Origin of the sequence: Saccharomonospora piscinae (genome assembly GCF_005862235.1) — a bacterium.
Lineage (GTDB): Bacteria > Actinomycetota > Actinomycetes > Mycobacteriales > Pseudonocardiaceae > Saccharomonospora > Saccharomonospora piscinae.
Window position 1 is genome coordinate 169,663 of record NZ_VCEK01000003.1, and the last position, 19,486, is coordinate 189,148.

Below are 19,486 nucleotides of genomic sequence, written 5' to 3' on the forward strand. Positions count from 1 at the left end.
CAAAGATGAACGGCACCGCGGCAATTCAGGCCACGCGGCGAGATCTGGGGGAACACCGTGACCGGTTACACCGTCAACATCGAGACCGTGATGCAGCTCGCGCAGAGCAACTACACGATCGCCGAGAAGTACGCGGAGGTGACGAAGAAGCTCACGCGCACCGACGACGCGCGGGACCATCTCACCGACCAGTACGGTTCTGCCACCGAGGCCGACAACGAGATCATGAGCCTGCTCGACGAGTTCGAGGGCTATCTCAAGACCACCACGGCTCGCTACTACCTCACCGGCGAGCAGCTGGAGACCGCCGCGGGCCGGTACGTCGAGCAGGAGCAGAGCCAGCTCGGGCAGTACCGCGAGTGGCGGGAGTCGTTCGATCGGGCCGGTGTCGGGGACTACGACCTCAACTGGGATCCCGACGAGGTCGCCGGTGACACCGAGCGCCCCGAGGACGCCACCGGCACCCAGCCCGGCGAGTTCGGCACGGAGGAGGACCCGGCCGAGCGGGACGAACAGGGCAGAGAGTACCTCGAAGACCTCGAGGACAGCACCGAACAGGAGCGTGACCGCTGATGGCGGACGACTACGAGGACCGCGTCCGGGGCGCGCTCGACCGGTTCGAGAGGAAGCTCGAAGAGCGCTGGCAGCAGACCATGTACGACTGCGTGCGGCGCATGGAGTACTGGACGCCTCCGCCGGTGCACTTCCGGCAGAACATGTACCACTCGCCCGACGTCTGGGACCACCGCTCGCCCGAGGTGCAGGCTCATCTGACCTACGGGTGCGACTATTTGCGCTGGTACGAGGACGGTGCCGAGGGTTCGGTCCGGTCGGTCGGCTGTGAGGGCCGTATCCGCGATCGGGGCAGCCCCATCAACCATGAGGTGTGGTGGGAAGACGGGATCGTTCTGGTCGACGAGGACCAGATCGACTGCCGTGTCGGCGAGTTGTTCGCCCACGCCGAGGACTGGGCGTACGAGGATCGCCAGTACCTCTCCAACCTGCTGCCCGTGTGGCCGGGCCGCAAGCTCACCGCGCTCAAAGAGGCACACGACGCGCTGGTGGAGATGGCCGTCTCGTTCGGCGGCGCGCTGGAAGGACCTGGCGCAGGGCGGTTCCAGGACGAGCTGTCGATCAGTGACGAGGTGGACGAGCTGTTCCTGAACCGCGACGAGGAGAAGGGCTGGCGGGTGGACTGGACCGGCTCGGCCGCCGACCGCGTCGCCGAGGGCATCTTCGCCTCCACCAAACCGACACTGATCAACCACGCCCTGTTCGCGAACGGGCTCGCGACCCTCATCAACCGGCGGGCGAAGATCATCGATACGTATCGCGACAACAACCTCGCGCTGCTCGGCGCCGCCACGGAGGCGCTCGGTGAGAAGAGCACAGAGACCAGCGACCACACGAAGAAGTGGCAGAGCCTGCAGGGCCTGGGAACGGCGATCGCCATTCCGCCGAAAACCGCGCCGATCGGAACGTCGCTCATCCTCATCGGCTGGCTGGGCGAGCGCCTGGCCGGCGACTCGAAAACGGTTGCGTTCAAGCACCATCCCGGCGAGGTCGCGGGCGACCTCTACGACGAACTGACGACCATGTTGGACACTCTGCGCTCCGACGAATCCGACTACCAGCGTGACGTGCTGAACTTCCGGGACGGCATCAACGGCGTTCCCAGTACGTTCCTGGAGCTGTACGACATCACGGAGAACAATTCGCAGGGAACGCCGTGACGCGCGTTCCCCGAGCGAGGCTTCGCCGAGCGTGCCGTCGGTCACGACCCGACCAGCTGCTGCCGAAGGGATGTCATGGCATGGGCGAGCTGGGTGAGACCGGGCTCCTCGATGGGGTAGTGCCCGCACCCGTCGAGCAGTACCGCGGTGGTGTTCGACGTGATCCGACCGAGGAAACGGACACTGAGTTCGGGCGGTGTCCACCGGTCGTCGGCGGGGTGAACGAGGGTCACCGGTGCCGCGTCGAACGCCTCGGGCGGCGTCGGCCGGAACCGGAGGAAGCTGGCCAGGAACCCGACCGGCACCCGAGCACCGCCACCTCTCGGGTCGGTGGCGCAGAGGCGGGACAGGCCGGGATCGTTGCTCATGCTGTTCATGTCGACGACCCACCGGATCGGCAGGCGGTGCCCGCGCGCCACGCGGTCGAGAACACCGAGAACGGCGGGAGCGATTCGGCCGGTGCCGCTGAACCGCGCGGCGGCGCGGCGAGCGTCCGGGGCCGAGGGATCAAGCAGGCAGGTGGCGGCGACGGCCGCGACCCGCCGGGTGCGGGCTGCGACCTCGTAGGCGAGCATTCCGCCCATGCTGGCGCCGAGCAGCACCAGCGGGCGGTCGTCGGCACGGTGTTCGGCCCTGACGAGATCGCACAGCAGCTCGATCCAGTCCTCGTAGCGGACCTGGCCGGGCCGCGGTTCGACGGTGTAGCCGTAGAGCGGCAGGTCGGGGAGCATGACTTCGCCCGCTTCCCCCGCCGCGATGTCGGCGTAGGGCCACAGCGCGTCCGAGTATCCGCCCGCACCGTGGATGATGATCACGCGAAGTGGCGCGTCGGGGTTGCTGGTGCGGGCGATATGCACCCGACGCCCCCGCCAGTTCCACCAGGTCGACCGCGGCTTCGTCGCCAGTGCGCGGTCGCGGTAGTGCGGAGGCAGGAAGTGTGCGTAGTCTGTGCTGTTCACGGGCTTCATCGTGGGTAGCAACGTTGCGAGCGGGCAACTCGCGTTCGGAGGGTGATGACCAGGCCGCGCAAACTGCCGTCCCAGCAGCGATCGCGGTTCACCTACGAGGTGATCCTGCAGGCAGCTGCTCGCGTTTTCGACGCGGAGGGCATGGCGGCGACGACCAACAGGATCGCCGAACGTGCCGGGGTGTCGGTCGGGTCGCTTTACCAGTACTTCCCGAACAAGCAAGCGCTCCTGCACGAGTTGACGTCGCGGCACCTCGATCACGCCGAGAAGGCGTTCGCGGTCGCGTTGGCCCGCATTCGCACCACACCGCCGGAGTTGGAGGCGGTTGTTGCCGAGCTGGTGAGCCTCGCGGTGGAGGAGAACACGCCGCTCGCCACAGCGCATCGGGCCATGCGAGAGCACACGCCGCGATCCCGTGAGATCGAACGCCGCTTCCGGCGGTTGGCCGATCTTGTGGTGGACGGTCTGGTGGCCTACCTCGACCCACCGGACCGACGACACGACGAGAGCCGACTGCGAGCGCGCCTCGTCGTGGCCGGACTGGACAACCAGATTCACCAAGTCGTCCTGGACGGTGGTTCACCGGAGGAACGGGCCGCTCGGACGCGACTGGTGATCGAGCACACCGTGCCCGTACTGCGCAGTGCCGCTTTTCCCCGGTGAGCCCAGTCGCGCCGGAGCGGTGCTCTCACACCCGTTCGCCACGGCTGTCCGCCATCGCCTCGACACCGGCGAGCAACAGGTCCAGACCGAACGCGAAATAGGCCTCGGGGTCCTGGCATTCGCTCAGCGGCGCCGCCGCCTCGATCAGTCGCGGATAGCTCTCCGGCGGGAGCGAGCCCAGCGCTGCGCGGGTCCCTTCCTCGGCTTCCGGCCCGCCCGCGTGTGAGGTCGCGCCGGGGGCGGTGGTGACAAGGTGGGACAGCGTGCTCACCGCATGACGCAGAATCTGTGTCGCTTCCGCTGGCGTGAACCCACCCCGCCGCAGGATGTCGAGCACGGTCTCGGTGACACGCAGACCGCTGTCCGAGGTCGGATTGCGACTCGCGACGAGTCGAGCGCTGGACGGGTGATCGCGCAGTACCCCGAGCAACGAGCTCCAGAGGGTTCGCAGTTGCTCGGGCCACGTCACGGAGGTGTCGACGGCCGAGTTCACTCTCGCGTAGAGCCCGTCGACCATGCCATCGAGCAGTTCGTCCTTGTTGCGGAAGTGCCAGTAGAGCGCCATGGGAGTCACTCCCAGGTCTGCGGCCAAGCGCCGGATGGTGACACCGCCGAGGCCGGCCGATTCCGCGAGCGACAGCGCCTCCTCGACCACGGCGTGCGGAGTGAGGGGAGTTCGCCGGGCGTCGGGCGGTCGTGTCTCAGTCATCGGTTGACGAGTATACGGAGCACAGGGTTACTGTACGATGTACATGTACGGCGTACAGGAGGCTAACAATGTCGGTGAAGCGATGGCTGTATCGCGGCGGCCGTCCCAACAGAGCGGCTCGGTTCCTCGACCGGATCACAGCCGCGCTCTATGCACGAGGCATCGCCCCGGACTATCTGGTCACGCTCACGGTGGCTGGGCGACGGTCCGGGAAGGCGATCACGCTCCCGCTCGTCATGGTCGTCGTCGACGGCGAGAGCTACGTTGTGTCCATGCTGGGTGACAATGCGAACTGGGTGCGCAACGTTCGAGCCGCCGAAGGCCGGGCCGTGCTCCGACACGGTCGTGAGGAATCGGTCTGCCTGGTCGAAGTCGAGCCCCGAGACCGGCCCGTGGTGCTTCGGACCTATCTGCGCAGCGCACCCAACGCCCGAACGCACGTTCCGGTGAGCAAGGACGCCCCACTGGCGGACTTCGCCGAAGTAGCGCCCGAGTATCCGGTTTTCCGGGTGATGCGTGACCCCCCTGACAGGAACGCCCCATGAAGGTGCGCGTGCGGCACGGAATTGTGAACGCGACCCCCGGTTGAGGAGGGCGTCGGAGGGCAGGTCGTGGTGTGGTTGCGCTGTCTCGATTAGCCACCGGGCGGTCGACCACGGCCGGTCAGTGAGCGAAGCGACGCACGGTCCCGGGTGGAGAACCCGGTTCAGGCTGTTCTGCGTTCCAGCGCGGTGACAGTGCGTCTATCGGCAGCGTCGCTGCGAATCTCTATGCCGGTCGCCCGCAGCGTCGATGCCAGGTCGTTGCATGCTTGCGCGAAGCCGGAGAGGTTTCGATCAGTGAACGCGTCGAGGCTTACCTGGCGGATGTTGAGTGTGTTGTGATGGAAGGCAAGATCAGCTCGTCCGACGAGTTCCGTGCCGACACGTAAGGGACAGACGTAGTAGCCGTACAGTCGTTTACTGGCTGGTTTGTAAGCTTCGAGAGCGTGCTCGAAGTCAAAAATTCGGCTGACTCGCTTGCGGTACCAGATCAGGTTGTCGAAGGGGCCGACGAAGGCCGCGTCGTTGACGGCGCTTTCCGTGTGTTGGAGCGCGTTCTCGCTTGCCCAAGCAGGATTCTTCCATCCGTTAACCTCGACCGGAAAGAGGTCTGTTTGCCTCAGTAACGTGCGGACGGTGCCGCTGGAAATTCGCAGGTAGTCGGCGAAGTCGTCGACGGTTGCGATTCCGAGTGCTCTGCCAGCTCGGTTGAGGAGCCGAACCAGGCACTCGTCGTCGGTGAGAACGTCAGTGAGATAGTTCGCAGGTATCGTGCGGCTGGCAAGGTCGAAGAGTCGATTGTTGCCTTCGTCGCGATTGACGCACGCGAGTTCTCCAGACCAGACGAGAAACTGAACCGCTGTCTTCGTCGGGCTCCAGTCCGAACCACCTTGCCCAGCATCGTCACCGTCACGGAGTTCGCGCAGTGTGAGTGCTCCTGCATCGCCGATTCTGGCCAGTAGGGCATTACGTACCCGGTTCTCGGGATATTCTTTACGTGTCCGGGACGCACGTCGACGGAATGCCCAGAGGGGCCAGTCTTCGACCGGGACCAAGGCAGCAGCATGTGCGGGGTATTCGAAGGCGATAACCCGGCCATCGTGCCAGAGCGCATCGTCAACGGCAGCGATGGGCGATCGCTCGCGGAGCCGACTGGCGATGGTCAGCTGGTGAGCTTTCGCCAGGACATTGATGGCATCCAATTGCACGCTGCCCAGGTGCTTGAGGACCTGGCTAACACTGCCGAGGCTGTGAGGCATCCCCGCAGCGTGGATGGCGATAGTCCTGGCTTCTGCAGCGGTGAGAGCGGCGTCGCGGGTGCTGGTCGGCGCTGGCGTGTTTGTCATCGTTCCGGGATAGCGGGGGTGAGGTCACGACCGCTCAGCGGGTCGACCCCGGCGTACACCTTCACCCGAAGAGCGCCGCTCCGGACCTTCTCGATCGCGCCTCGTTGGCGCTTCGTGCGCCGTCCCCCAGCGTTCGACATGGTGCGAGAGTAAGGCGTTCGCACCACGAATAGCACCACGCGGACGGCCTGCAAGCTTCTAACCTGGGCGCCCCCGGCAGGATTCGAACCTGCGACACCCGCTTTAGGAGAGCGGTGCTCTATCCCCTGAGCTACGAGGGCTGGTGAGTCGTCGACTCTTCCTACACCTTAGCGGGCCACCCGTCCAGGGCGTGAACCGGACCTTGACGGGAGGCGGGCTGCTCACTGTAATACCTCCACTACCTATGAGTAACCTGCTCGGGACAGGGCGCGCGACGCGTTCCGTCGGCTGCCGGAGGCGCTGTTGATCAAAGTGATGTTCGCCGACGACGAGGAGATGGTTCGTTCGGGACTGCGCGCCATGGTGGCCCCTGCCTCGGACATCGAGGTCGCCGGGGAGGCCGCCGACGGGAGAACCGCGGTGGAGGCCGTGCGCCGCTTCCATCCCGACGTGGCCCTGCTCGACATCCGCATGCGCACTCCTGACGACGGAATTCGGGCGTTGCGGGCGATTCAGACTCTGCCGAATCCGCCGTTCGTGGCGATGCTGACGACGTTCGACATCGACGAGTACGTGAGTCTGGCTCTGCGGTTCGGCGCGAACGGGTTCCTGCTCAAGGACATCGAGCCCGCGGTACTGGTGCGCGCGATCCGCGACCTTGCCCGGGGCGGGGCGGTGCTGGATCCCGGCGTCGCCGCGCGCATGGTCAACGCGCACCGGGACGGGCAGCGCGCGTCCGCGCCCGCGCGGGAGTTGATCGCCTCGCTGTCGGAACGTGAACGTGAGGTGGTCACCTTGATCGGCCAGGGACTGTCCAACGCGGAGATCGGCGGGCGATTGCATCTCTCGGAAGCCACCGTCAAGGGATACGTCTCGGCGGTACTGTCCAAGATCGGCGCAGCGAACCGGGTGCAGGCCGCGCTGCTCGCGTATCGGGGCGGGCTTGTGGACTGACGCGCGTCGTTAAGAGCCCCTAACACATTGGTCTGTTCGGCTCGCGACGCCCAGGCGGCGCCTCGCCGCGTTGGAGGATCGCCCACGTACTTCCAGTACGCGGACGCCCCTCCGCCTTGCGATCCATCCGCCTGACCGCCGCTCCCTGATCGAACGCCAATGTGTTAGGGGCTCTAAGGACCGTCTCAGCCAACCGGGCCAGACTGGACCCATGCGCATACTCGTGGTGGACGACGACCGGGCCGTCCGGGAGTCGCTGCGGCGATCGCTCGAGTTCAACGGCTATCAGGTGGACCTGGCCAGCGACGGGACCCAGGCCCTCGAGAAGGTGGCCGCTGACCGTCCCGACGCCATGGTGCTCGACGTCATGATGCCCCGGCTCGACGGTCTGGAGGTGGCCCGCAGGCTGCGCGGCATCGGCGACGACCTGCCGATCCTCGTGCTCACCGCCCGTGACGCCGTGTCCGACCGGGTGTCCGGGCTTGACGCCGGGGCCGACGACTACCTGCCCAAACCCTTCGCCCTGGAGGAACTGCTGGCCAGGCTGCGTGCCCTGCTGCGCAGGGCGGGCCAGGAGGACTCCGTCGGCGAGGGGAACGAACTCACGTTCGCCGACCTCACGCTCGACCCCAACACGCGGGAGGTGACTCGCGGCGATCGGCGGATCAGCCTGACCCGCACCGAGTTCTCACTGCTGGAACTGTTCCTCACCCATCCGAAGCACGTGCTGGCACGTGGTCGCATCCTGGAGGAGGTCTGGGGCTACGACTTCCCCACCTCCGGCAACGCCCTCGAGGTGTATGTGGGGTACCTGCGGCGCAAGACCGAGGCAGGTGGCGAACCACGGTTGCTGCACACCGTGCGCGGGGTGGGGTACGTGCTGCGGGAGACGCCACCGTGAGCGACCTCACGCACCCTGGCACCACACCTGCCGTCGCATCACCGCCCACCGGCGCTCGCAGGCGGTTCTCGCTGAGGGCGCGGGTGTCGCTGCTGGCGGCCGTCTGCGTTGCCTGCACCGTCGCCCTCGTTTCCCTCGGCGCCTACATCACGGTGCACCGCAATCTCTACTCCGAGTTCGACGAGAACCTGGTCAACCGGGCCGAAGCGGCAGTGGAGAGCCCTTCTGTGCAAACCCGGTTGCAGTCGGTGCCCGGGGCGTTCCTGGTGAGCAGCGACATCCACATCGGGTTGCTCTCGGCGCGCGGAGAGCTGATCTATCCCCAGGCGGGGACACCGCCGCCGTGGGGTCAGCGGGAGCTGGCCGTCGCCACCGGAGCCTCGGACTCGTCGCTGCGCACCGATCCGGCGACGGACATGCGGGTCATCGCGCTGCCCTCCGGCAACGGCGTCGCCATGGTCGTCGCGCAATCGCTCGCGCCCACCAAGCGAACCCTGGGAGAACTGGCACTCGTGCTGCTGTTCTTCGGCGGCGCGGGAATCCTGATAGCGGCCGCGGCCGGTACCGCCGTCGCGCGCGCGGGCTTGCGCCCGGTCGAGCGGCTGACGTCGGCCACCGAGCGGGTCGCCCGGACCATGGATCTGCGGCCCATCCCCGTGAGTGGTGACGACGAACTCGCCCGGCTCACCCAGAGCTTCAACACGATGCTGCGCGCGGTCGCCGAGTCGCAGGACCGTCAGCGCAGGCTGGTGGCCGACGCCGGGCACGAGCTGCGCACGCCGCTGACCTCGCTGCGCACCAACCTCGAACTGCTCCTGGCCGCCAGCAGGCAGGGCGCACCCTCGCTGTCCGCGCGCGACAGGGAGGACATCGAGTCGGACATCCGGGGCCAGCTGGACGAGGTCACCCAGCTCATCGGCGACCTCTCGGAGCTCTCGCGTGACGACAACTCCCAGGAGACAGCGGAGCGAGTGGACCTGGTGGAGGTCGTCGAGCGCGCCCTCGACCGTGCCCGGCGCCGAGCCGGAAGCATCGAGTTCGACTCCGAGTTGCAGCCCTGGGCGCTCACCGGTGATCCGAGTGCCCTCGAACGTGCCGTGCTGAACCTCCTGGACAACGCGGTGAAGTTCTCGCCACCGAACTCCCGTGTGCGGCTCACCCTGCGTCCGCTGGGCGACGGCACCGCGGTCATCGAGGTCACCGACGCAGGGCCCGGCATCGCCGAGGAGGACCTGCCCCGGGTGTTCGACCGCTTCTACCGATCGTCCGAGGCACGCACGCTTCCGGGCTCGGGTCTCGGGCTCGCCATCGTCAAACAGGCCGCGGAACGGCACGGCGGCACGGTGTACGCCTACAACGCTCCCGGCGGCGGCGCGCTGATGACCATCCGGCTGCCGGGAATTCCGGGCTGAGCCACCCGCGCGGTCACTCCACGTATGAGTGGAATACACCCAGCGTGCCCCAAGAAGCGTAGGATCGTGTGTTAGTGGGTGTGTCGCGGGACGGAGAAAACGGTGCTGGCGCGACAACGACAGGCGGTCATTCTGGAGGAGACCCGACGCAGCGGAGCGGTTCGGGTGAGTGAACTCGTGCACCGGCTGGGAGTCTCGGACATGACCATCCGGCGCGATCTCGACGTGCTCGCGGGCCGCGGACTCGTCGAGAAGGTCTACGGCGGCGCCACCAACGTCGCACCGGCCGGAGGCGACCTCGACCGCGACCCGTGCGCGCGGCAGCGGCGCCTGCACACCGCCATCGCCGTCGAGGCTGCCCGGCTGGTTCGCCCCGGCACCGCGGTCGGCCTCTCCTCCGGTGCCGCGTCGAGGTCGCTGGCCCGAGTTCTCGAACCCGTGCCGGACCTCACGGTCGTCACCAACTCGCTCGCCGTGGCCGACATCGCCGCCGCGTCGGCGCGCCCCGACCGCGTCGTGGTGCTCACCGGCGGAGTCCGAGGGGAGTCGGACGTGCTGGTGGGCCCCCTGGCTGTGCAGAGCCTCCGGGGCCTGCACCTCGATCTGGTGTTTCTCGGCGTCCACGGCATCGCCGAACGGTCCGGCTGCACGGTGCCCAGCCTCAGCGAGAGTGAGGCCGACCGCGCGCTGGTGGAGGCGGGGCGCACGCTCGTCGTACTGGCCGACCACACCTGCTGGGGAGTGGCCGGCATCGCCACCGTGGCGGCGCTGTCCGATGCCGACGTGCTCATCAGCGACGACGGACTCGACGCCTCCGCCCGCGACATCCTGGCCGCGCGGGTCGGTGAACTCGTGATCGCGAAGAGTCCGGATACTGACACGACTCCCACAGCCTGAGTTCAGCGTGTTCTCAGGACCACGACCCATCATGGAGACATGACCGAGAACGACCCCTCCGCTCAGGACAGGCCCACTCCGGCGTCGGGAATGCCGGAGCAGCCGAACTCGGCCGCATCCGGCGGTGCGCAGCAGGGCGGTACGCCATCCGGCGGTGACCAGCCCGCTCCACCGTTCCAGTACCCGCCGCATACCCCCTCCGGTCAGTACGCGCAGGGCGGCTACCCCGGCTCGCCCTACGCCCAGCCCGGCTACGGCACCGCCGCGGAACCGCACGCCGCGACGGCCACCGCGTCCTCGGCGTCCTCGGCGCCCACGACGGCACAGCGAGGGCTTCCGGGCAAGCTCGTTGCGGGCGTCGCGTTGCTGGCCTTGCTGGTCGGCGGAGGCGCCGGTGCGGCAGGGGGCTACCTCGCGGCCGACACGGCAACGGACTCGCCGTCGTCGAACGCGCTGAACCAGCCCGCGCCCGCGAAGCAGACGGGCGGCGCCGAGCAGGGAAGCGTCGAGGCGGTGGCGGAGAAGCTCAAGCCCAGCGTGGTGCAACTCCAGGTGCAAGGTCAGGGATCCGCCAACGAGGGATCCGGCTTCGTGATCAGCGAGGACGGCTACATCCTCACCAACAACCACGTGGTGGAGGCCGCCGCGCGTGGGGGCGACATGACCGTGGTGTTCCACAACGGCGACGAGGCCGAGGCGGAGGTCGTCGGGCGCGACCCGTCCACCGACATCGCGGTGGTGCGTGCCCAGGACGTCAGCGGCCTCACGACCGTGGAGCTCGGGCGCTCCGACGACCTCAACGTGGGTCAGTCGGTGGTGGCTGTCGGCTCGCCCTTCGAACTCGCCGGCACCGTGACCTCCGGCATCATCAGCTCGCTGAACCGGCCTGTCACGGCGGGCGGGCAGGGCGACCAGACCACGGTCATGGATGCCATCCAGACCGACGCGGCGATCAACCCCGGAAACTCCGGAGGGCCGCTGGCGAACATGCAGGGCCAGATCGTGGGGATCAACTCCGCGATCTACAGCCCCTCGCAGGGCGGCAACGTGGGGATCGGGTTCGCGATCCCGATCGACCAGGCCCGCCGCACGGCCGACGAGATCATCAAGAACGGGCACGCCACCCAGACCTACATCGGTGCCACGGTGGGCAACGCGCCCAGTGGTGGCGCCGCGATCGGCGAGGTCCAGTCGGGCAGCCCGGCGGAGGAAGCGGGCATCGAAAGCGGTGACGTGATCGTGAAGATGGGTGAACGCCGCATCGAGGACGCCAACAGCCTCGTGGCCGCCATCCGTACCCGCGCACCGGGCGAGCAGGTGACCTTCACCCTCGGCGACGGCAACACCGTCGAGGTGACGCTGGGAGGGCAGCCGGTCACGGTGAACTGACTCGGTAACAGGCCGTTCCGTCGAGCCGCGTCCCGTCTGGGGGCGCGGCTCGATGCGTGTGCGGCGACGGGTGCAACACCATCCCTGCCGCCGACAACTCCGGGTGTGAACACGACTGCGGAAAACAAGAGAGGGGACAGACCCCTGATCGCCGTGCCCGAACCCGGCGGTGATCCGTCGGCCGGTTCCCCGGCCGACGGCGAGCTGTGGAGCCGAGCGGCGGGCGGGAACGACGCCGCCTTCAGCGAACTGTTCCACCGGCACGTCGAGGCCGTGTGGAACCACGCCTACCGGCTCACCGGGTCGTGGGCCACGGCCGAAGACGTCGCCTCCTCCACGTTCGTCACCGCGTGGCGCAAGTGCGGTGATTTCGACCTGGTGAACGACAGCGCCCGACCCTGGTTGTTCACGGTGGCGGCGAACCTGGCGCGAACACACGGACGTGGAGAGCGACGATGGCGGCGCCTGCGCGGGGCCGTGCGGCTCGAAGTGGCGCACGACCATGCCGACGACGTGACCGACCGGGTGGACGGTCAGGACACGCTGCGGCGGGCCGTCGAGGCGATTCGACGGCTGCCCCGGTCTCAACGGCAGGCGGCAGAGCTGTGTCTGTTGGGAGACCTGAGCGTCGCCGAGGCCGCCAGTGCGCTCGGCGTCGCCGAAGTGACCGTCCGATCCCAGATCTCGCGGGCTCGTGCCCGACTTCGGCACACACTGGAGGAATCGTGAAGGACGACATCGAGTTGCCCGCCCACCGTGAGCTACCGCCCCACGTGCGCGACCGGATGCTGGTGGCGGTGCGGGAAGGCATGGACGCCACACCGACGCGGTCGGTGCGAACTCCGCTGGCCATCGCCGCGGCGGCAGCCGTACTGGTCGGTGGTGTCGCCGTGGTGCTCGGTACCAGTGAGGACGCGCCCGCTCGGCTCGGGCCCGCGGCCGGAACCGGCGACCTCGACCGCTGCTGGGACGCGGTGGAGACGTCCGGGCGGGCCGCGGAGTATCCCGGTCGAGCCGAATGGCAGGTGGTGGCGACCCAGTCATTGCACCTCACCTCCCTGACAACCGTGCGTGCCGCGGAGAAGACGGTGTTCTGCGAGACGTCCGCGACGTCCGTGGCGGTATCGGCGCCGGCTGTGCCCGGCGACCCGCCGGTCAACGGCGCGATGGTGACACCGAACGGAACCGTGATCGGCTTCGCGTCCGACGAGGTGGACGCCGTCACGGTGGATGCGGAGAGTCTCGACAGCGGTGATCCGACGCGGTCCCACCTCGTTCAGGGGCAGGATAGGCACCCTTCTGAGACCGAGGTCCACGACGGGGTCTTCGTCACCGAGCTGGCCCACCACGACGTCACCGGGCGGGACTTCACCGCAACCCTCATCCGGGAACCGGCCGAGTCGGGAGAGGACCGAACCCTCGACGAAGTTGTTCTGGCGGTGCCGGACCCACTCGTGTACGAGGTGGACCGTCCCGTGGAGGGCGGAGCCGGTGCGGGCGAGGATCAGCGGGCGCTGGACGACTGTCTGGCGGGCCCGGGCGGCGACGCCGGCGGTGCGGTGGTCGACGCCGGGACCTGGCGTGCGGGGGCGGTGCTCGACGAGCGCCTCGCGGCGAGCGCATCCGGTTCGAAGACCCGGGACGGGTACGACCTGAGCTACCGCGTCGCGGTCAACGACCATGCCACGGCCGTGTGCATGGCGGAGCCGGTGTGGCGGTTCTCCGCCCACCCCACACGGGACGAACTGGTCTCGGCCGATCAGCCGCTGGCTGTCATCACGAGTGAGAACCACTTTCCCGGGCTGTCGTTGGCCGGGGTCGCCGACGGTGACATCGCCCGGCTCGAACTGCGGTACCAGGACGACACCGCCGAGGTCGCGGTGCAGGACGGCACCTTCGCGGCGTTCCTGGACAACAGCGGAGACGAGCCGGTCGACACGGCGGATGTGACCGTGACGGCGTACGACGCGCAGGGCGTGGTTCTCCACGACGGGACTCTGCCCGAGACACCCAAGAAGTGACCGGGCCGCCGGTGGCCGTTTCCCGTGCGGGCAGGCGGAGGCGGCCACCGCGGCGCCGGTCACCCAGGGTTTGCCCCTCGTACTACGGTGGTGCACATGGAACGGGATGCGCAGCGGTTGGGCCGGGCCCTCGTCGTGATCGTGGATGACCGGTTGGCTCACGGCGAGCGGGAGGACAACCTGGGTCCGCTCGTCACCGAGCTGCTGGAGGAGACGAACTTCATCGTCGACGGCATCGTCGTCGTCCGCGCCGACACCGTGGAGATCCGCAACGCGTTGAACACCGCGGTGATCGGCGGCGTCGACCTGGTGATCACGGTGGGCGCCACGGGCGTGTCCCCGCGCGATGTGACCCCCGACGCGACGGCCGGCGTGCTGGACCGCCCGGTGCCGGGCATCGCCGAGGCGCTGCGGTCGTCGGGCCTCGCGGCCGGAGCACTCGACGCCGGAATCTCGCGCGGTCTGGTCGGCATCTCCGGAAGCACGCTGGTGGTGAATCTCGCCGGTTCCCGAGCCGCGGTCAGGGACGGCATGGCCACGCTGTCGGCCCTGGTCCCGCACGTCATCGACGAGCTCTCCGGACTCGACCAGAGCTGACGAGCCCGGGCGGAGGGCATCCCCACGATGAACGACAACGATCGTCCTCAGAGCAACGGCGACCAGGTGCAGCGCCGACGCCGTTCGCTCGACGAGGTGTTCGGCGAGGTGCTGCCGACCACGACGCGCGACGAACGCGATGACGGCGCGCGCGGCGGATTCTCGGACGACTGGTATCGGCAGAACCGGCCACCGCACCACGAACAGTGACGTCATCGCCGACCTCATCGCAGGGTGACGGTGACGGGCCGGTCGAGCGCCGCGGCGGCGACGCGAGGTGCGTCGTCGTCGGGTACGGAGACCAGCACGAGCGGATCGTCCTTCGGTGACAGCGGCCCACCGGCGCCGTCGCGTCCGGAGCGTTTCAGCACCGCGACCACGGTGGCGCGCTCGGCGACCACTCGCGCCGCGCCCGCGTCGGGGCCCGGGGTCACGACGTCCACCGGCGTTCCCGCGCGAAGCAGGGTGGTGACGCCGCCGTCGGCGAGCCGGATCGGCACCGTGGCCGAGCCCGGCGGCCCACCGGTTCGGCGGGCGAGCCGGACGTCGGTGAGGACCTCACCCTGCCGGGCACGGCCGACGAGGCGGTGTCCCGCTGCCTCGGACGGCGCGGTCAACGCCCCGGCGGGGCGTGCCTGACCGGGAAGGTCGGCGACCCGGAGGTCGCCCTCGGTCAGTTCGGTTCCGAGGGGTAGATCGCGAGCGGCGACGACGACGGTCACCGTCGGCTGGCCGTCCGCTCCGGGGGCAGCGGCCAACGCCGCCGCGACGAGCACCAGTGCGGCAGCCAGCACGCGCCGGAGGACGGTGATGGGACTGCCGCGCCACCGTGCGCGCAGGCGAGCCACTGTCGCCCGCCACCGCGCCGCTGACCACCGGCCCGCCGGTCCGGAACCGCCGTCTCCCCTGCCGTCCATGCCGTTTCCCCCTCGCGCGTGTCCGGGGTGCTCGATGCACCCGCGATGACCCGACGCTAGGAGTGAGCCGACACGACAGGGAAGTCCTCGTCAGCCGGGCTGTGGACAACCCGGCCCCTGTGGACAACTCCGAATTGTGAGTTGCGTCTCAGCGAGTTCTCGGCTATCGCCGCGGAAGGTCAGGACGCCGCCGCGGTGGATGTCGTGCTGCCGGTCTTGCCGCTGTTGCCACCGCCGCCGGAGTTGCCCGACGATCCTGCGGCGCCGCCGGAACCGGTCGCGCCCCCACCGCTTCCCGAGTCGGACGAGCCGGACGACGATGAGGATCCCGAGGATCCGGACGACTCCGACGAGCCGGTGGAGCTGGTCGAACTCCCGTTCCCGGACTTCGAGTCCGAACGGGAGTCGGTGCGGTAGAAGCCGCTGCCCTTGAAGATGACGCCGACCGAGCCGTACAGCTTGCGCAGCGCACCCTCGCATTCGGGGCAGTCGGTCAGGCTCGCGTCGGAGAACGACTGGACCACCTCGAACCGGTGGTCGCACTCCTTGCAGGCGTACTGATAGGTCGGCACAAGGTCTCCTTCGAGGCTCTGGCACTCCGATCTGGCACTCGGTTGCCGAGAGTGCTAACACAATTCTGCTGGATGGCATTCCCCCCGCGCAATCAGGTCCCGCTCACACCCCGTCCCGCTCGCCCAACCGGACCACACCGCGGCCCGGGAGCAGCGCCGCATGCATGCGCACGTCGTGCGGTTCCGCCGGGAGCCGGTCCACCAGCTCCTCGTCGCGGACCACGACGACGAAGCGCGCGCGACCGGACGCGAGCACGAGCGAGCGGTCGTAGTGGCCGGCGCCTCGTCCCAGCCGGACTCCCTGCCGGTCCACGGCCAGTGCCGGCACGAGCACCACGTCCGCCTTCGCGACCGCGGCCGCACCCAGGCGTGGTCCGGTCGGCTCCAGCACCGGCGGAAAGGCCCCGGTGGCCAGCGACGACGGGTCGGTGTACTCGGCCCAGTCGAGCGGGCCGCGCCGTGCGGGAATGACCGGCAGCAACACCGTGCGGCCCTGCTGGCGCAGCGCGGTGAGCAGGTCGAGCGAGCCCGGCTCGTCGCCGAACGGCACGTACGCGCAGACAGTGCCGCCGTCGATCTCGGCCGTCGCCCGCGCCAGTGCGGCGGCCTCGTCCGCGTGCCGCGTCTCGGACTGTGCGGCCCGGTCGGCAGCCAGTCGACGGCGCCACGACGCCTTGACACTCGCCGGGGGATTGACGTTGTCGGTGTGTTCCACGGGACCAGGCTAGGCTTTGCGGCCATGACGGGCGCCACGAATACGACCACGTTCCGGACCGCCATCGTGCCAGCCGCCGGGCTGGGCACGAGATTCCTGCCGACCACCAAGGCCGTGCCGAAGGAGTTGCTCCCGGTCGTCGACACACCGGGCATCGAGCTGGTGGCGGCCGAGGCGGCCGAGGCGGGGGCACAACGCCTGGTCATCGTCACGTCGCCGGAGAAGAAGTCGGTGGTCGACTACTTCGACGGCAAGCCGGAGCTGGAGGACACGCTCGAACGCAAGGGCAAGACCGCGCTGTTGGAGAAGGTCCGCAGGGCTCCCGGCCTGCTCGACGTGGAGGTGGCCATTCAGGAGCAGGCCCTCGGACTCGGGCACGCCGTCGCGCAGGCCGCGCCCAACCTCACCGAGACCGACGACGCCGTCGCGGTACTCCTGCCCGACGACCTGGTGCTGCCGACCGGCGTGCTCACGAAGATGGCCGAGGTCCGCGCCCGCCACGGCGGCAGCGTGCTCTGCGCGTTCGACATCCCGAAGGACCAGATCTCGCCCTACGGCGTCTTCGACGTGTCAGACACCGACGACGCCGATGTCAAGCGGGTACACGGCATGGTGGAGAAGCCCGCTCCCGAGGACGCTCCCTCGACCTACGCCGCAGCGGGCCGTTACCTGCTCGACCGGGCGATCTTCGACGCGCTGGGGCGCATCGAGCCCGGCTCCGGCGGCGAACTCCAGCTGACCGACGCCGTGGCGTTGCTCATCGCCGAGGGCCACCCGGTACACGTCGTGGTTCATCGCGGTGGCCGGCACGACCTCGGCAACCCGGGTGGCTTCCTGCGCGCCGCCGTGGACTTCGCGCTCGACGACCCCGAGTACGGCCCTTCGCTGCGGGAGTGGCTGACCGAACGGATCGGTACCTCCGGCTCATGACGGACAGCGAGTCGACCGTCGTCACGCACCCGGCCGCGGAGCTGCGGCCGGTCGAGGACCACCTGTCGCTGCTGCTCAAGGCCGCGGTGCGGCCCAGGCCCGTGCGGGTGGCGATTTCGGAGGCGCAGGGGCTGCTCTGCGCCGAGGAGGTCGTCGCCGAACAGGCACTGCCCGGGTTCGACCAGGCGGCCGTCGACGGTTACGCCGTTCGCAGCGTCGATGTGCGCACGGCCAACGACGAGCCCGTGGAGATGCCGGTGGTGGGCGAGATCCCGGCGGGCTCGCGGCAGCCGCGCAGGCTCCAGCCCGGACAGGCGGTGCGGGTGGCGACGGCCTCACCGCTTCCGACGCTCGCCGACGCCGTCGTGCCCGCGTCCTACACCGACGGGGGTTCGGCGAAGGTGACGGTGCGGCGCGCGGTGCCCTCGCACGGCTACGTCCGCCGGACCGGGGAGGACGTCCAGACCGGTGACGTCGCGGTGCGCAAGGGCGACACCATCGGCTCGGCCCAGGTGGGGCTGCTCGCTGCCGTCGGGCGTTCGAAGGTCCTCGTGCATCCCCGGCCCCGCGTGTCGATCATCTCGGTCGGGGACGAACTCGTGGACATCGACCGGTCGCCCGCCGTCGGCCAGGTGTACGACGTCAACTCCTACGCGCTCGCCGCGGCGGCACGCGACGCCGGCGCGGAGGTCAGCAGGGTGGGCATCGTGCCGCTCGACCCGAAACGGCTCCGCGAGACCGTCGAGGGCAGGTTGCTCATGTCCGAGGTCGTGGTGGTGGCCGGGGGAGCAGGCGGCGGCATCGGCGACGAGGTCCAGGCCGCGCTCGCCGACCTCGGTGATCTGGACACCACCAGGGTGGCCATGCACCCGGGGTCCACGCAGGCGTTCGGCAGGCTGGGCCCCGACGCGGTGCCCACCTTCCTCATTCCCGCTCACCCGCTGAGCGCGCTGGTGGTGTTCGAGGTGATGGTGCGGCCGCTGATCCGGGTGGCCCGGGGCACGCGGCACCCGCACCGCAGGACGGTCGAGGCGCGCCTGCTCTCCCCGGTCACGTCCACGAAGGGCAGGCGTGGGTACCTGCGCGGCCAGCTGTTGCGCGACGAGAGCAACGGGGAGTACCTGGTGCAACCACTCGGTACCGGTGGCGCGCACCTGCTGACGTCTCTGGCGGAGGCCAACTGCCTCATCACGGTGGAGGACAACCTCACCGAGGTCGCCGCGGGCGAGCAGGTGAGGGTCGCCTTCCTGGCGCCGCGCGCGTAGCGGGACCGTCGTCATGTCCACCGGCTACGGCGCTCCGTACGTCACGGAGCCGCACCGTCCCGGCTGGCCTGCCAGGCTCGGCCCGGTCGAGGTGTCCGCGGGCACGGTCCGGCTACGGCCGGTGCGGCTGCGGGACGCGACCGAGTGGAGCCGAATCCGGCTCCGGGACCGCGAGTACCTCGAACGGTGGGAACCCGCACAGGCTGGGACCTGGGCGGAGCGCAACGCCGCGTGGTCGTGGCCCTCCCAGTGGTCGACGCTCCGGCGGCTGGCGAAGCGCGGGCAGTGCCTGCCGTTCGCGATCACGGTGGACGACGACTTCGCGGGGCAGTTGACCGTCGGCAACATCATCAGGGCGGCGCTGCGGTCCGCCTGGATCGGTTACTGGGTGTCGTCCTCGCTGGCGGGTGGAGGCGTGGCGACGGCCGCGGTCGCCCTGGCCACCGACCACGCCTTCACCCAGGCGCGGCTGCACCGGCTGGAGGCCACCGTGCGGCCGGAGAATCTGGCCAGCCTGCGTGTGCTCGGCAAGGTGGGATACCGCAGGGAGGGCGTGTTCCGCCGGTACCTGGAGGTGCAGGGCCGGTGGCGGGACCACGACTGCTACGCGATCACCCGGGAGGAGACCGGGGCCGGGCTCGTCACCGGCCTCGTCAACGCGGGCAGAGCCACCCTGCCTGAGCAGGCGTGACTTCGGCTGACACACCCGGCGCCCCGCCGGACGGGGGAAATCCGTACGGCGAGTCTCCGCACATTCTGTTACTCCTGTGACTAGCGTGACGAGTGTCGGAGTGAGGACGGGCGAGGGCCAGGA

General features: G+C 69.3%; 22 protein-coding genes and 1 tRNA gene. 16 read left to right on the top strand and 7 right to left on the bottom strand.

The window, feature by feature from the left end:
* The first annotated feature begins 57 nt into the window (after positions 1 to 57).
* Together FFT09_RS12015 and FFT09_RS12020 are read left to right on the top strand one after the other, a co-directional pair.
* On the top strand, positions 58 to 573 hold the full coding sequence (locus tag FFT09_RS12015) for a hypothetical protein (RefSeq protein WP_081191670.1): 516 nt from the start codon (positions 58 to 60) through the stop codon (positions 571 to 573).
* Complete coding sequence (locus FFT09_RS12020) at positions 573 to 1,733, top strand: hypothetical protein (RefSeq protein WP_138382733.1); 1,161 nt, start codon at positions 573 to 575, stop codon at positions 1,731 to 1,733. Before FFT09_RS12015 ends, FFT09_RS12020 begins: the two co-directional genes overlap by 1 nt.
* A gap of 41 nt (positions 1,734 to 1,774) precedes the next feature.
* On the opposite strand, the gene FFT09_RS12025 is transcribed toward FFT09_RS12020, so the two are convergent.
* On the bottom strand, positions 1,775 to 2,692 hold the full coding sequence (locus tag FFT09_RS12025; protein WP_208544412.1) for an alpha/beta hydrolase: 918 nt from the start codon (positions 2,690 to 2,692) through the stop codon (positions 1,775 to 1,777).
* Positions 2,693 to 2,746: 54 nt separating this feature from the next.
* Here FFT09_RS12025 and FFT09_RS12030 point away from each other — a divergent pair, with 54 nt between their 5' ends.
* Entirely contained in the window at positions 2,747 to 3,364 is a 618-nt protein-coding gene (locus tag FFT09_RS12030; protein ID WP_081191667.1) for a TetR/AcrR family transcriptional regulator, read from the top strand.
* Between the two features lie 25 nt (positions 3,365 to 3,389).
* On the opposite strand, the gene FFT09_RS12035 is transcribed toward FFT09_RS12030, so the two are convergent.
* On the bottom strand, positions 3,390 to 4,073 hold the full coding sequence (locus tag FFT09_RS12035; RefSeq protein ID WP_081191666.1) for a TetR/AcrR family transcriptional regulator C-terminal domain-containing protein: 684 nt from the start codon (positions 4,071 to 4,073) through the stop codon (positions 3,390 to 3,392).
* Between the two features lie 68 nt (positions 4,074 to 4,141).
* Between FFT09_RS12035 and FFT09_RS12040 the strand changes: the two genes are divergently transcribed.
* Positions 4,142 to 4,618, top strand: coding sequence for a nitroreductase/quinone reductase family protein (locus FFT09_RS12040; protein WP_138382737.1), 477 nt, complete (start codon positions 4,142 to 4,144; stop codon positions 4,616 to 4,618).
* A gap of 161 nt (positions 4,619 to 4,779) precedes the next feature.
* On the opposite strand, the gene FFT09_RS12045 is transcribed toward FFT09_RS12040, so the two are convergent.
* Positions 4,780 to 5,961 (bottom strand): DNA glycosylase AlkZ-like family protein, encoded by a 1,182-nt coding sequence (locus FFT09_RS12045; RefSeq protein ID WP_138382739.1) that lies wholly within the window; start codon positions 5,959 to 5,961, stop codon positions 4,780 to 4,782.
* Between the two features lie 208 nt (positions 5,962 to 6,169).
* Positions 6,170 to 6,242: transfer RNA gene (locus FFT09_RS12050), tRNA-Arg, on the bottom strand.
* A gap of 163 nt (positions 6,243 to 6,405) precedes the next feature.
* On the opposite strand from FFT09_RS12050, the gene FFT09_RS12055 reads away from it, so the two are divergent.
* The 9 genes from FFT09_RS12055 to FFT09_RS12095 all read left to right on the top strand — a co-directional run bounded on the left by FFT09_RS12055 (position 6,406) and on the right by FFT09_RS12095 (position 14,483).
* Positions 6,406 to 7,056, top strand: coding sequence for a response regulator (locus FFT09_RS12055; protein ID WP_024875133.1), 651 nt, complete (start codon positions 6,406 to 6,408; stop codon positions 7,054 to 7,056).
* 211 nt (positions 7,057 to 7,267) lie between these two features.
* Entirely contained in the window at positions 7,268 to 7,957 is a 690-nt protein-coding gene (locus FFT09_RS12060) for a response regulator transcription factor (RefSeq protein ID WP_024875132.1), read from the top strand.
* Positions 7,954 to 9,369, top strand: a complete 1,416-nt coding sequence (locus FFT09_RS12065; protein ID WP_138382741.1) for a sensor histidine kinase — start codon at positions 7,954 to 7,956, stop codon at positions 9,367 to 9,369. Before FFT09_RS12060 ends, FFT09_RS12065 begins: the two co-directional genes overlap by 4 nt.
* A 102-nt stretch (positions 9,370 to 9,471) precedes the next feature.
* The gene (locus FFT09_RS12070) at positions 9,472 to 10,266 is read left to right on the top strand and encodes a DeoR/GlpR family DNA-binding transcription regulator (RefSeq protein ID WP_024875130.1); all 795 of its coding nucleotides are present in this window, start codon (positions 9,472 to 9,474) and stop codon (positions 10,264 to 10,266) included.
* A 39-nt stretch (positions 10,267 to 10,305) separates the two neighbouring features.
* A complete protein-coding gene (locus tag FFT09_RS12075) occupies positions 10,306 to 11,655 on the top strand; it encodes a S1C family serine protease (protein WP_208544413.1) in 1,350 nt (449 codons plus the stop codon).
* Between the two features lie 144 nt (positions 11,656 to 11,799).
* Positions 11,800 to 12,384, top strand: a complete 585-nt coding sequence (locus tag FFT09_RS12080) for an RNA polymerase sigma factor (protein WP_425273061.1) — start codon at positions 11,800 to 11,802, stop codon at positions 12,382 to 12,384.
* Positions 12,381 to 13,676, top strand: coding sequence for a hypothetical protein (locus FFT09_RS12085; RefSeq protein WP_138382743.1), 1,296 nt, complete (start codon positions 12,381 to 12,383; stop codon positions 13,674 to 13,676). Before FFT09_RS12080 ends, FFT09_RS12085 begins: the two co-directional genes overlap by 4 nt.
* 96 nt (positions 13,677 to 13,772) lie before the next feature.
* On the top strand, positions 13,773 to 14,273 hold the full coding sequence (locus tag FFT09_RS12090; protein ID WP_024875126.1) for a MogA/MoaB family molybdenum cofactor biosynthesis protein: 501 nt from the start codon (positions 13,773 to 13,775) through the stop codon (positions 14,271 to 14,273).
* A 27-nt stretch (positions 14,274 to 14,300) separates the two neighbouring features.
* On the top strand, positions 14,301 to 14,483 hold the full coding sequence (locus FFT09_RS12095) for a hypothetical protein (RefSeq protein ID WP_138382744.1): 183 nt from the start codon (positions 14,301 to 14,303) through the stop codon (positions 14,481 to 14,483).
* A 14-nt stretch (positions 14,484 to 14,497) separates the two neighbouring features.
* Here the strand turns inward: FFT09_RS12095 and FFT09_RS12100 are convergent, their stop codons facing one another.
* From FFT09_RS12100 to FFT09_RS12110, 3 genes are all read right to left on the bottom strand, one after another.
* Positions 14,498 to 15,190, bottom strand: a complete 693-nt coding sequence (locus tag FFT09_RS12100; RefSeq protein WP_138382745.1) for an SAF domain-containing protein — start codon at positions 15,188 to 15,190, stop codon at positions 14,498 to 14,500.
* Between the two features lie 179 nt (positions 15,191 to 15,369).
* Positions 15,370 to 15,762: an FmdB family zinc ribbon protein gene (locus FFT09_RS12105; protein WP_138382747.1), complete on the bottom strand. Its 393-nt coding sequence runs from the start codon at positions 15,760 to 15,762 to the stop codon at positions 15,370 to 15,372.
* Positions 15,763 to 15,865: 103 nt separating this feature from the next.
* Positions 15,866 to 16,477 carry a 5-formyltetrahydrofolate cyclo-ligase gene (locus FFT09_RS12110; RefSeq protein WP_081191647.1) on the bottom strand — a complete coding sequence of 204 codons (612 nt, stop codon included), beginning with the start codon at positions 16,475 to 16,477 and terminating at the stop codon, positions 15,866 to 15,868.
* A gap of 24 nt (positions 16,478 to 16,501) precedes the next feature.
* Between FFT09_RS12110 and FFT09_RS12115 the strand changes: the two genes are divergently transcribed.
* Genes FFT09_RS12115 through FFT09_RS12125 form a run of 3 tightly spaced genes read left to right on the top strand, consistent with a single transcriptional unit; the run spans position 16,502 to position 19,363 of the window.
* On the top strand, positions 16,502 to 17,407 hold the full coding sequence (locus FFT09_RS12115) for a UTP--glucose-1-phosphate uridylyltransferase (RefSeq protein ID WP_081191646.1): 906 nt from the start codon (positions 16,502 to 16,504) through the stop codon (positions 17,405 to 17,407).
* Positions 17,404 to 18,672 (top strand): molybdotransferase-like divisome protein Glp, encoded by a 1,269-nt coding sequence (glp, locus tag FFT09_RS12120; protein ID WP_081191645.1) that lies wholly within the window; start codon positions 17,404 to 17,406, stop codon positions 18,670 to 18,672. Before FFT09_RS12115 ends, glp begins: the two co-directional genes overlap by 4 nt.
* 13 nt (positions 18,673 to 18,685) lie before the next feature.
* Positions 18,686 to 19,363, top strand: a complete 678-nt coding sequence (locus FFT09_RS12125; protein WP_138382749.1) for a GNAT family N-acetyltransferase — start codon at positions 18,686 to 18,688, stop codon at positions 19,361 to 19,363.
* Positions 19,364 to 19,486 lie beyond the last annotated feature (123 nt).